The organism is Bacillus sp. FSL K6-6540 (assembly GCF_038007545.1).
Map to the genome: position 1 here is coordinate 1405265 of NZ_JBBOXH010000002.1, position 12667 is coordinate 1417931.

Genomic DNA, 12667 nt, shown 5'->3' on the forward strand with positions numbered 1-12667 from the left:
TGGCCTTTTTTAAACGGCCAGTTTTCATAAAAAAATGCATACCAGTTAGGAGAACAACGCGCAAATGGATATCACGCCTTTTTTGAATAGAAATCTGGATAGTCCGCTTTATCAGCAGCTTTATCGGTATTTTAAAGAAAATATGCATCGGGGACGTATTCAAAAAGGAATGAAGCTTCCTTCAAAAAGACTCTTGGCGAATCAGCTTTCCATCAGCCAAACGACTATAGAACGTGCCTATGAACAGCTCGCTGCTGAGGGCTATATTGTGAGCAAGCCAAGAAGCGGGTGGTTTGCTGATTATCATGATTCTGATTTTGCTTATGATAGAATGCCAAGCACAACACCCATTCAACAAGAACCAGAAGAAAATAAACAATCGATTGATTTTCATTATGGGAATGTAGATTCTTCTTACTTCCCTTTTTCCGCATGGCGAAAAAGCATGGTCAATAGCTTAGACCAATATGGACACGAGCTTTATCGGCCGGGACATGTTTTAGGAGAGTTTGAGCTGAGAACACTCATTGCAGAGTACTTGTATCAATCTCGGGGTGTTCATTGCGGCCCTGAACAAGTGATTATAGGTGCCGGGAACCCTATTCTGCTGCAAATCTTGTGCCAAGTTTTTGAGCCGAATATTTCTATAGGGTATGAGGATCCTGGTTATCCAAGAGCACGCAAAATTTTTGAAGCCAATCGCATGCATATTGTTCCGATACCAGTCGATGATGAAGGAATCTGTATACAGAAGATCAAAGAACAGCAGCCAAACCTTGTATATGTCACACCTTCCCATCAATTTACGCTGGGAACAATCATGACGATCAACAGAAGAATTCAGCTGCTCAAATGGGCGGCTGAACATCAATCCTTTATCATAGAGGATGATTATGACGGGGAATTTAGGTACACAGGACAGCCGGTTCCTTCTCTGCAAGGGCTTGATCAGCATAACCGTGTCATTTATATGGGCACTTTTTCTAAGTCTCTTTTGCCCTCGCTGCGTATCAGCTATATGATTCTTCCTTCGCCTCTTTTAAAAAAGGGGCATGAAATCACGTCCTTATATAAGCAGACAGTGTCCTGCCACAGTCAGCTAACCCTAGCTGAATTTATAAAAAATGGAGAGTGGCAAAAACACATCAACAGAATGAGAAAACTTTACCGCAAAAAAAGAGCCATTGTATTAGAGGCAGTGCAAAGGGAATTAGGAGAGCATGTCAGAATTCGCGGAGAAAACTCTGGGCTTCGTATCTTACTTGACGTTTATTTGCCATTTGGTGAAAAAGAGTTAATTGAGAAGGCGAAAAAACATGGAGTAAAAATTTATCCTGTTTCTCTTTCTTATCAACATCATCCTCCTACAAATACGGTTTCGCTCGGGTTTGCTGGGGTTTCTGAATCCGACATAAGAGAAGGCATAAAAAAACTGAAGGCTGCCTGGAAGATATGAGGGAGCTTTCAGTTTAGCAAAACGGCCAAGTGACGACTAAGTGTTGAGAGCTGTTCAATATTATTTAAGTATATGATGAGTGCCTGCAGTCCAGGCCACGATACGTCTGTTTAGCGAAAAACAGAATTTTTTATTTGCTCATCACAGTGCTAAAATAAACAAAATAGACAATTGAAAAAATAGAGGTGTAAGAATGAAGTTAGATGAGTTTACAATTGGCCAGGTCTTCAAAACGAAATCATTAAAAGTATCAAAAGATGATATTATGCGGTTTGCGGGTGAATTTGACCCTCAGTATATGCATGTAGATGAAGAAAAAGCGAATAAAGGCAGATTTAATGGAATTATCGCTTCCGGCATACAAACACTGGCCATATCTTTTAAACTTTGGATTGAAGAAGGTTTCTATGGAGACGATATTATAGCCGGAACAGAGATGAATCATATGACATTCATAAAACCTGTATATCCGGATGATGAATTGTTTACAATTGTTAAGGTTCTTGATAAGCAGCCAAAGAGAAATGAATTGGGAATACTCACAGTATTGCTATCTACTTATAATCAAAAAGAAGTAAAAGTGTTTGAAGGTGAGTTATCTGTATTGATCAAACGATAACTCAGAAAGCCCGCTTTTCGCGGGCTTGATTGAAGCAGATGGGTGAAAGATGTTAGTGAGTTTCCTTTGAAAAATAAGAGGTTAAAACATCATAAACAATAGGCAAAGAAGTAAATCCCTCATCTTCTAGAAAATGACCTCCGTGCTGAACTTCATATAACGCAGCATCAATTTGTTGTGCCAGATCCTTGCTGAATGAAAAAGGCACAATTTGGTCGTCCTTAGAAGCAATGACAGCACGGTGCTTCGCGGACTCAATGATTGTTTGATGATCAAACGATCCCTGTGTAAATTCATCTAACATCTTTAAAGTGGGCAATGATTTGGCAAAGCCGGAAACAAGTATGATTCCCCCAAGCTGTTTTCGTAATTGAAGATGTTCCAAAAATCTCAAAATGGCGGGGCAACCTAAGCTGTGCGCAACCAAATACGTATTTTCATGTAAAGTGTGCTGATATAAAGAGAGTGTATCCAGCCAATCCTCAAGTCTTGGCTGGAGCGGATTAGGCATGTTTAAAATGTCTGCTTTGACCCCATCTGCGAGCAGGCGTTTTTTCAGCCAAGGGAACCAATGATTTGTTGAGGAGGCTCCGTAGCCATGAATGATATAGACCTGTTTTGTCATTTTTTCCTCCACAAGAAGCATTTTCATTCAGTATAAAATTCCTCTCAATGGGAAACAAGTACGCACTTTTTTGTAAGTAGTTTTACATATGAGGCATTCCTTGTGCCATTCCCCACTTACACATTTCATCTATGAGGGGATACAAAGATCGCCCTCTGTCAGATAACGAATACTCTACTTTCAGTGGGGTTTGAGAAACCTCATACCGATGAATAAGGCCGTCAGTTTGCAATTCCTTAAGCTGTGCGCTTAACATTTTATGGGTGATGAAGGGCACAGCCCTTTTCAGCTCGCCGTATCTCATCGTTTTTTCACACCCTAACTCATAGAGAATTCTCATTTTCCATTTGCCCCCTATAAGAGATAAGGTGTATTCAAATGGGGATTGTTTACTGCGGCACAGGTTATTCATTGTAATCAAACCTCCTTTTTTAAGTATCATATCAGAATAAATTAGGATTTTCGGTGTTTGAAGTTTGAGGGCGATTCACGATCTGAAGTGAAAGGGGCCGCTTGCTCAACAGGCGGCACGGTACATGAATGTTCTAAGTCAAAGAGGGTTACCTTACTGTTAATTACTTTATTTAAAAAAACGCATGTTTTTAGCTGAAAATATCTATTATGTTATATTTAAATATAACGAAATATTTGAGAAATGAGGAATGGTATGAATACAACCAAAAAACATAAGAAATTTAAAGCGAAAATGATTTTCCAAATCATCATGGTTATCATTGGAGGAATCATAGCGGCATATGGACTAGAAACAGTGCTCATTCCAAACAGTGTATCTGATGGAGGGGTGACGGGTCTTAGCATCGTTGGTTCACAGCTATTCAACTTGCCACTGGGGATTTTGATTGCAGTGATCAACATTCCATTTGTCTGGTTAGGATATAAGCAAATAGGGAAAAGCTTTGCATTATTATCAATTATCGGAATCGTATCGCTTGCCGCGGGGACAAGCTTTTTCCACCACACACCCGCAATCATAGAAGGAGATACCCTGTTAATTACCGTTGTCGGCGGGATTATCCTTGGATTTGGAATGGGGCTGGCGCTGCGTAATGGCGGCGCATTAGATGGTATTGACATGCTTGCTGTGCTGCTATCCCGAAAACTGCCCTTCGGAACGAGCGATCTCATTCTATTCTTAAACCTATTTGTGTTTATTTTTGTTTCCACAGTATTTGGCTTACAAGGGGCATTGCTTTCAGTCATTGCTTACTACATTGCATCCAAAGTGATTCATGTTGTGGAGGAAGGCTTAAGCGGCTCTAAAACCTTTCAAATTATTACAACCCAACCTGAATTAATGGTAGAGACAATACGTGATCAATTAGGCCGAAGCGCCACATATAAAGAAGCTTACGGGGGTTTTTCCCACGAGAAATTTAAAGAAATCACATGTGTCATCAACCGTTTAGAAGAAACCAAACTAAAGGAAATTATTAATGATATTGATAAATCCGCCTTTGTCACCGTATATGACGTAGCTGAAGTGAAGGGCAGCAATTTTAGAAATCTTAATCATCACTAAAAAATAGAATGACCTTTTTAACCGTAACTGACATGCCGCGGGTAATTTAATCAAAAACACTTTTTTGAGGCTTGTGGGTGAATAACCGGTGAAGGTCTCAATCATAAATACCAAGGGTATCAAAACCCTTGGTATTTTTTGTATTTTGCTGATTGCTTATTGTATTATGCTTTCCCGTCCGATATCCATTTCAGTTACTGATTTGGGAATGAAATGCTTTGTCCGCCATAAGTGTTGTCCTGGCCATCCTTCCTGCCAAAAAACAAAATCAAATACAAGCTATATTGCCGTACTCGGTTCAATGTACAATGGGTAAAGGAAAATAAAGAGAGTTCTTATAAAGAGATTGATATTAATTGAATCAAACATATCTGATGTTCCAAATATAAGGGATTGTTTATATAAATAAAAGTTTATATAATGACGGGGGCGCTAAGGAAACGCGGGGAGCTACTCAGGTTTTCGTTTCAAAGTTTTGATCCTTAAGATATACGGAGCGCTACATATGGAAGCGTAAAGGGGAATGTATAATCATTTGGCGTGTATATAACGATTTGCTTATATATTGATTTGGGAAGGAGGAACTCATATGACGATTGATGTTGCGGCGATGACTCGTTGTTTGAAAACACTTAGTGATCAAACTAGGCTTATCATGATGAGATTATTTCTTGAAAAAGAATATTGTGTCTGTCAATTGGTTGATATGTTCGAAATGAGCCAGCCCGCCATAAGCCAGCATTTGCGGAAATTAAAAAACGCAGGTTTTGTGAATGAGGACAGAAGAGGCCAATGGCGTTATTATTCAATAAATGGTTCCTGTCCTGAGTTTGATACATTGCAATTGATCTTACATCAAATCGATCAGGAGGATGAATTGTTAAACCATATCAAACAAAAGAAAACTCAAGCGTGTTGCCAGTAAGGAGGCATTAGATTGACATCAATGATTTTGGCAGTATTCATCTTTTTATTAACTCTAGTATTGGTCATATGGCAGCCGAAAAATTTATCTATAGGGTGGTCAGCCTGTGGAGGCGCAGTTTTAGCTCTAATAGCAGGTGTTGTCAATTTTCATGATGTGTTAACTGTGACAGGGATTGTTTGGAATGCGACCTTGGCTTTTGTGGCCATCATACTGATATCGTTAATTCTTGATAATATCGGTTTCTTTGAATGGGCAGCGCTTCATATGGCTAAGGCTGCAAAAGGAAACGGTGTGCGGATGTTCGTTTATGTATCTCTATTAGGAGCTATCGTCGCTGCGTTATTTGCAAATGACGGTGCAGCTCTTATATTGACACCAATCGTATTAGCGATGGTCAGAGCATTACATTTTAATGAAAAATTAGTTTTTCCTTTTATCATTGCCAGCGGATTTATTGCGGATACCACTTCGCTTCCTTTAGTAGTGAGCAATTTGGTCAACATTGTTTCAGCGGACTATTTTCATATTACGTTTATTGATTATGCATCCAGAATGGTTGTCCCTTACTTGTTTTCGCTGCTGGCGAGCATCATTGTACTTTACCTTTTCTTTAGAAAAAGTATACCAAAACGCTATGATCTGACTGAGGTTAAAAAACCTGTTGAAGCAATTAAAGATCAAAACATGTTCAGACTGTCATGGTATATCTTAGGGCTGCTGTTAATTGGATATTTTGCAAGTGAATTTTTTTCTATCCCTGTATCAGTGGTAGCGGGTAGCATTGCGATCATTTTCTTAATCGCTGCGCAAAAGAGTCCGGCCGTCCATACAAAGAAAGTGGTGAAAGAGGCGCCGTGGGCTATCGTATTCTTTTCAATTGGCATGTACGTTGTTGTGTATGGTGTCCGAAATGCCGGATTAACGGATGTCCTTTCAGATGTGATTCAAGCCGCAGCTGATCAAGGATTGTTTGCTGGGACAATTGGAATGGGCTTTATTGCGGCGATTCTTTCTTCCATTATGAATAACTTGCCGACTGTTATGATTGACGCATTGGCTATTGCCGGTACAGATACACATGGGATGATGAGAGAAGCGCTTATTTATGCAAATGTGATCGGTTCAGATTTAGGGCCTAAAATAACGCCGATTGGTTCCTTGGCGACATTATTATGGCTTCATGTTCTTTCTCACAAAGGTATGAAGATTTCCTGGGGCACGTATTTTAAAACAGGAATTATCCTCACGATACCCACTTTATTGATCACACTTGTCGGCCTGTATATTTGGCTGCTTGTGATCCATTCATGTTTCTAAAAGGAGAAGGTCAATATGTCAAAGAAAACAATTTATTTTTTATGTACTGGTAACTCTTGCCGCAGTCAAATGGCTGAAGGGTGGGGGAGAAAATATCTTGGGGACAAGTGGAATGTGTATAGCGCTGGAATCGAGGCTCATGGATTAAACCCTAATGCTGTCAAAGCAATGAAAGAAGCGGGGATTGATATTTCCAATCAAACTTCAGATATCATTGATCCGGACATTTTAAACAATGCTGATTTCGTTGTTACTCTCTGTGGTGATGCAGCTGACAAATGCCCAATGACGCCGCCGCATGTAAAACGTGAGCATTGGGGATTTGATGATCCGGCAAAAGCACAAGGAACTGACGAAGAAAAATGGGCATTTTTCCAAAGGGTCCGTGATGAAATTGGTGACCGTTTAAAACAGTTTGCTGTAACTGGGGAATAAAGAATCGATATACTCAGCATTGGGTTTATATAAAGCAATGTGCTGTTCAACAGGTGTCTGCGGGCTGAATGCAGACACCTGTTTTTATTAGTCTGAGATTCGTAACAGGGAAGTTATTTAGCTGATGACAGAGGAAATTTGATTTGTGAACAGAATCATGAAGGAGACGGTGTTTTAAAGGAGTTGTCTGTTTTGCAGGAATTAACAAAAGAAAAATACAGTAGCTTAAAAACAATGTTTGATGACAAATATTGTCCCACATTTGTCTATTCAATATTAGACCAAACCATTCCGGGAGCTGTTTATGCAAATGATCAAACCTTTCCTAAATCGTTTTTTATAGGAACTGAATCAGGCATTTATTTTATTGCGGGAGACCAAGGGAATCGGTATTTTCATGATTTCATTGCAGGATATTATGAAGAACAAGTGAAATCATCAAAACGATTTACCTTGTTTTCTTCCAGTGTTACATGGGATAGCGTACTGAAACCCATACTGAAAGATGACTTGAACCAAATGAGAAGAGCTGCATTTTCTTATCAACCAAAATCTTTCAAAAAGACTTTGCAACTGCCAAAGGGGCTTGTATTGAAAAGAATAGACGAAGACATCATTTCACACAGCACAGCGTTTAACAGCGCTTATTATGAGGAGTATTGGGATTCTGTCTCACAGTTTGCTTCAAAAGGTTTTGGATTTGCCGTATTACATGGCAATCATGTAGTAAGTGAGTGTACTTCAATATTTTTAGGGCATAATCGAGCGGAAATGGATATCTATACACTTGAAGAATATAGAGGACTGGGGTTAGCTTATTGCGTAGCAAATAGGTTTATAGCGTTTTGTATGGAAAATGGGATTGTTCCTAGCTGGGATTGTGATATCTGCAACAATTCGTCCATTGCATTAGCAGCTAAACTAGGGTTTAAGAAAATAATCGAATACTCTCTTTTTTATTCCGGGAAATCATAAAAAAGAGAAGAGGTAAGATCTCTTCTCTTTACATGAGTAAACGGCTGGTGAATACCGGTTTTTATTTTATTAAGAATCTAGATTTAATTGCTGGCGAAGTTTCTTCGATAAGTCCTTTCTCGTTTCATCAGTTACAACATGATACCATAAGTGATCTATCTTTTTATCCTCACCTTTTATTTCGATCTGTTTGACATGTTGAACGGCTTCTTTATAAGAGCGTTGAATATCAATCATTTTATCAAGTGTTAAGTTTGTTTGTATATTTTTTTCTAAGGCAGCCAAAATTCCTTGATAGTTTTTTAATGATTTTAATTGTGCTCCTTCGTGAATAATTTGGTTAATGATTTCTCGCTGCCGCTGCTGCCGCCCAAAATCACCGCGAGGATCTTCTTTTCTCATCCGTGCGTATTTAAGGGCAACCTTTCCATCCAGGTGCTGTTCCCCTTTTGGTATATGCACCCCTTCAAGGGTAAAAGGGAAATCATTATTCACTGTGATTCCGCCAATCTCATCTACAATATCTTTAAACCCTTCCATATTCACTTTGATATAATAATTGATTGGGATATTTAAAAATTGTTCAACGGTTTGAACGGCACCTTCAATACCCTCGTAAGTATATGCTGCGTTCATTTTAATATTGGTATTCTTTGATCGCATAAATACTCTGGTATCACGCGGTATACTTACCATCGTCGATGTTTTCGTCTCTGGATTTAAAGTCAGTACGATCATCGAATCAGGTCGTCCTTTATCACCGGGGCGCTCATCTACTCCCAGCAAAAGAATCGATATAGGATCATGTCCAAGACTAGCATCTTGTTGCTTAGAATCTCTTTGCAAAGGTTCATACATATGGTTGACCGATTTTGCTACGTTTCGGTAAATGCTATAGCAGGTCAGGCCTCCAATGGTTAACAAGAGGGCTAGAACAAACAATAAAATACTCTGCATTTTCAGTTTCCTTCTCCCGATTTTCACTATCAAATTCCTTCCTGATCAAGTTTGAATATTTATATGTTGTACTGGTTCTTAACGGTTCTCTAATAAATAATTCTTTTATCTCCGTGATATTTTGTAGTTCATATAAGATACTTTAAATTTATACTTCAATTGAATCTGAATTGTACCGGTTTGATTGAATCATGAATTGCTTTCATTTCGTATCCGCTTTCCCGGAAATATTTTAATAATTGTTCCAAATACGCCGCGGTAGTCGGCTTTTCATGCATTAATACAATAAGCGGCTCTTTTCCTTCAAGGGTTTTGACTTGCTGAATGACACTCTTAACAAACTCTCCATGAGTGTACTTCCAGTCCTCTGAGTCAACCGTCCAATCCCACAGGTTAAAATGATCACGCTCCACAACATCTCTAAAAGGGCCAGTAATGTAAGGCTTTGACCCGTAAGGTGCTCTTATTAAATGCGTGTTGACTTTGGTTGTTTCTTTAATGTAGTCCAATGTATCGTTCATTTCTGCAGCAAAGCTTTCAGGGGATTTATAGATTTCGGAAACCTGATGCGTCACGCCGTGAGACCCAACAGAATGACCGTTTTCCGCCATTTTTCTCACAATATTAGGATTTCGCTCGATATTTGGTTTTAACATAAAAAACGTTCCCTTTGCATTGTATTTATGAAGCAAATCCATAATTTTCTCTGAAGCAGCAGGGTTTGGTCCGTCATCAAATGTCAAATAAACGACCTTCCCGATTTCAGCAGGTTTTTTTTGTTCTTTTTTCTGTGCTGAATTTTTGTGTGTTTCTATATGCGCCTGCTCAGTAGCGTTTGTACTTTCTTTTATTGGTTCCTGCTTTGGGCCGGCAAGTGCCTTCCAGGAAATGCATAGTAACGTTACACCTAGAATAATCAATATCCCAAAACCTATTTTTCCTATTTGATTCAACTTACGATCCCTTCTTGGTGAATTTGACACTTTTTCCAACTCCTCAATTGTAGATATCAAAACTAGTTTTCTCGCGAACGAGTCACATAAATTAGAAGGCCAATGAAACTTTGGAGACAAAGCCCGGTAAAAATGATGCTCTTTTAATATAGATGGTAGTTATCGCAGAAGTTTGATCAACTTGTAAACAAAATGTCAACAAATGAAGGAATCATTGTTATGTAATATCTTGCAGGTATAAGAAAAAACCTTATTTCTATTCAATAGAAATAAGGTTTACTTGAAGGATATGATATAAGAGCGATCGTCAAAAAATCGGGCTGATGAGTTTTCCATAGAAGTATACTGGTTTTGTTCATAAACGAGCAGGTTGCTGCCATCTGGACTCCAATATATTTCTGATGGGCTGGCGCCGTGGTATATAGGTTCTGCATAGAGGACATTTTTCCCTTGCAGCTTTCCTGCATAAGTATTGTCCTTGTCATATAAAGAGTAAGCGATCTTCTTTCGATCATTAGATATGGTAAAAACAGCTACATTTTCGAGCAGAACAGAGAGCTCACTGTTTCTGAGGTCGTATTCGTATAAGGTTTCTCCGATACCTAAAAATACAAATTGGTCATTGTTTAACCAAACAGGTTTACCATAGGGGCTAATCTGCCGCTTATTTTGAATAGTGATGCTGTCACCGCTGATGGTCCCCGTCATAATGCGATATTGTTGCCCTTGTAACATGGTTAGCAGCAAACTACGTCCATCATTTGAAATGGAAACTGCCGTAAGCGAATCCTTTTCATCAACATTCTTCAATGGATACGTTTTGAGGGTTCCGGAATCTATGTTGAATACATTGACCGCAGTCTGGTCATTTTTTGTCGTGTCAATGACAAGATAACAAATGTATTTGCTATTATTTGACCATGAAATATCCTGTACAAAGGCATCCTTGCTAGAAGAAAAGCTGGCTACTTCCTTTTTGTTTCTGTTCGTCAGTGATATTAGATTTAGTGTTATCTTATTTGATGACATCGTTAATCCGGCGATACTTTTCCCGTCGGGAGACAACTTAAGGTTGGAAGTATTGCGGTCAATGCTCTGCAGAGTTTCAGGTTTTTCAAAAGGATAGGAGACATTCTGAAGATGCTGCGCTTTACCTTCCGTTGTGTCATTTCCTTTGAAAAAACCAACTACAGAGTTCGATGAAGACCAGCCAAGCAACTGGTCAGCTTGAGGGAGGCGATATATCTTCTTCACCTGAAAGGAGCCTGACTTCTGATCGTCATCAATCTGGCTCTCTTCCTTGTTCGGAATGATAATGGTTTCAGATCGCTTGCCCATATTATAGCTGGATACAAAAATCAAGGAAATCAATAATATCCCTGACAATATAATAAACCGTTTGTTCTTCATGATCATTTCTCAACCTTTATGTAAGCTAGTTCAATAGTGATGATTGTATGGTTTTCTTCGTAGAACATCTTGATTGTTCCTCCATGTTTTTCGACAATTGTTTTAACTATGCTTAACCCCAACCCTAAACTTCCTTCTTCCGTCACCTTTTGGTTTATTGAATAAAATGGCTGAAACACTTTTGTGTATTGGTTGTCGTCATATGGATCACTTGGATTTTTGAACATAAAAAGAACCTGATCTCCCGTAACTTTAGCCTGAATCATGATTTCAGAATGAGATAAACTGTATTTGATCGCATTGTCCAAAAGATTAATAAAGAGTTGGCGCACTCTATTCTTTTGACCATACACATAGAGACTGTCTTCTATCTCATAGGTGATCTTCTTTTTATATCGTTCTGCACGGAATTTCATAGATTCGCATACATCTTTCAAAATCGTTCCTGCATCAATCCTATCGAATTGTTCTTTAGAGGTTTCTCTAGATACCTCAAGAAGTTTTATAACCAAATTGTGCAGACGCCGGCTTTCTTCAACAATATGATTCATTCCTTTATCAAAAAACGCCTGATCTGATTCCCCTTTTTGTTTTATGATTTCAGCATAGCCTTGAATAGAAGTCAGAGGTGTTTTCAGTTCATGGGTCATATTGTCAAAAAAACGTTTTTCCTGTTCATTAAGTTCCTTTAACCTGTCCCGATCTTTTTCGATAGTTGAAATTTGATCCCTAATTCTGGTGATCATATCATTGAAATTAACCGTAAGCTGGCCAATTTCATCTTTTCTAGAAAAATGGATATCCACATCCAGATTTCCCTTTTTGACTTCTGAGGTGGCCTCTGTCAGCTTGACGATTGGAATCGTGATGTGTCTGGAGAGTATATAAGAGAAAAGAAACGCCGCCACAAATATCGCAAGAGCGATATAAAAAATAATATTTAAAATCTCTCCGCTTTGTTTATAAAGCAAATTAAAATCTTTAGAAAAACGCAATATGCCAACTTTTGCACCATCAATGACAACTGGATAAGAAAAAAACACCTGTGCTTGATTTCGATCATAGGTGATATGATAAGCATTTTTTCCGTTAATTGCTTTTGCTAGGTCCTCGTCAATGCCTTGCGAAAACACTGTTTTATTAGAAGAAGACAACAAAGTGCCATCTACGGTATAAACGCCTACATTGCTTCCTGTTGAATGAGTTAAACTATCCACTATTTCATCGGCCATATCGCCGAAGTATAGTTCATTGTTTTTATAATGATTGATTAAAAATGCTTGATTGATATACATGATGCTGTTTTTTTTTAAGTCTATTAAATCTGAGGTCACAATTTTTTCATTGCTTGACCAAATGACGCTTTTGACCGTTTGATTGAGCACTAGGAAAGAGAGAGAAAAAATCAGAAAAAAACCAATAATAAATTTACCCTTGATCGTCCGTAACACT

At 38.5% G+C, this 12667-nt stretch carries 13 protein-coding genes; 7 read left to right on the forward strand and 6 right to left on the reverse strand.

From position 1 onward, the window contains the following. Window positions 1–64: 64 nt before the first annotated feature. Together pdxR and MHH82_RS39590 are read left to right on the forward strand one after the other, a co-directional pair. Window positions 65–1456 (forward strand): MocR-like pyridoxine biosynthesis transcription factor PdxR, encoded by a 1392-nt coding sequence (pdxR, locus tag MHH82_RS39585; protein WP_072175183.1) that lies wholly within the window; start codon window positions 65–67, stop codon window positions 1454–1456. 193 nt (window positions 1457–1649) lie between these two features. Continuing rightward, entirely contained in the window at window positions 1650–2075 is a 426-nt protein-coding gene (locus MHH82_RS39590) for a MaoC family dehydratase (protein WP_021481670.1), read from the forward strand. A 52-nt stretch (window positions 2076–2127) separates the two neighbouring features. Here the strand turns inward: MHH82_RS39590 and MHH82_RS39595 are convergent, their stop codons facing one another. Both MHH82_RS39595 and MHH82_RS39600 read right to left on the reverse strand, forming a co-directional pair. Then, window positions 2128–2700: an alpha/beta hydrolase gene (locus MHH82_RS39595; protein ID WP_072175220.1), complete on the reverse strand. Its 573-nt coding sequence runs from the start codon at window positions 2698–2700 to the stop codon at window positions 2128–2130. A gap of 82 nt (window positions 2701–2782) precedes the next feature. Next, window positions 2783–3112, reverse strand: coding sequence for a winged helix-turn-helix transcriptional regulator (locus MHH82_RS39600; protein WP_072175184.1), 330 nt, complete (start codon window positions 3110–3112; stop codon window positions 2783–2785). Window positions 3113–3367: 255 nt separating this feature from the next. On the opposite strand from MHH82_RS39600, the gene MHH82_RS39605 reads away from it, so the two are divergent. The 5 genes from MHH82_RS39605 (at window position 3368) to MHH82_RS39625 (ending at window position 7895) form a co-directional block, all read left to right on the forward strand. After that, the gene (locus MHH82_RS39605) at window positions 3368–4240 is read left to right on the forward strand and encodes a YitT family protein (protein WP_021481667.1); all 873 of its coding nucleotides are present in this window, start codon (window positions 3368–3370) and stop codon (window positions 4238–4240) included. Between the two features lie 589 nt (window positions 4241–4829). Beyond that, window positions 4830–5165, forward strand: a complete 336-nt coding sequence (gene aseR, locus MHH82_RS39610; RefSeq protein ID WP_015482851.1) for a metal-responsive transcriptional regulator AseR — start codon at window positions 4830–4832, stop codon at window positions 5163–5165. A gap of 12 nt (window positions 5166–5177) precedes the next feature. Further along, window positions 5178–6485 carry an arsenic transporter gene (locus MHH82_RS39615; protein WP_072175185.1) on the forward strand — a complete coding sequence of 436 codons (1308 nt, stop codon included), beginning with the start codon at window positions 5178–5180 and terminating at the stop codon, window positions 6483–6485. A 15-nt stretch (window positions 6486–6500) separates the two neighbouring features. Continuing rightward, window positions 6501–6920, forward strand: coding sequence for an arsenate reductase (thioredoxin) (gene arsC / locus MHH82_RS39620; RefSeq protein WP_041336952.1), 420 nt, complete (start codon window positions 6501–6503; stop codon window positions 6918–6920). Window positions 6921–7103: 183 nt separating this feature from the next. Next, window positions 7104–7895, forward strand: coding sequence for a GNAT family N-acetyltransferase (locus tag MHH82_RS39625; RefSeq protein ID WP_072175221.1), 792 nt, complete (start codon window positions 7104–7106; stop codon window positions 7893–7895). Between the two features lie 69 nt (window positions 7896–7964). On the opposite strand, the gene MHH82_RS39630 is transcribed toward MHH82_RS39625, so the two are convergent. The 4 genes from MHH82_RS39630 to MHH82_RS39645 all read right to left on the reverse strand — a co-directional run bounded on the left by MHH82_RS39630 (window position 7965) and on the right by MHH82_RS39645 (window position 12666). Then, on the reverse strand, window positions 7965–8852 hold the full coding sequence (locus tag MHH82_RS39630) for an LCP family glycopolymer transferase (RefSeq protein ID WP_029878427.1): 888 nt from the start codon (window positions 8850–8852) through the stop codon (window positions 7965–7967). A gap of 155 nt (window positions 8853–9007) precedes the next feature. Next, window positions 9008–9835, reverse strand: a complete 828-nt coding sequence (locus tag MHH82_RS39635; RefSeq protein ID WP_072175186.1) for a polysaccharide deacetylase family protein — start codon at window positions 9833–9835, stop codon at window positions 9008–9010. A 246-nt stretch (window positions 9836–10081) separates the two neighbouring features. Next, on the reverse strand, window positions 10082–11221 hold the full coding sequence (locus MHH82_RS39640) for a hypothetical protein (protein ID WP_080375691.1): 1140 nt from the start codon (window positions 11219–11221) through the stop codon (window positions 10082–10084). Further along, the gene (locus tag MHH82_RS39645) at window positions 11218–12666 is read right to left on the reverse strand and encodes a HAMP domain-containing sensor histidine kinase (protein WP_072175187.1); all 1449 of its coding nucleotides are present in this window, start codon (window positions 12664–12666) and stop codon (window positions 11218–11220) included. Before MHH82_RS39645 ends, MHH82_RS39640 begins: the two co-directional genes overlap by 4 nt. Window position 12667: the final 1 nt, after the last annotated feature.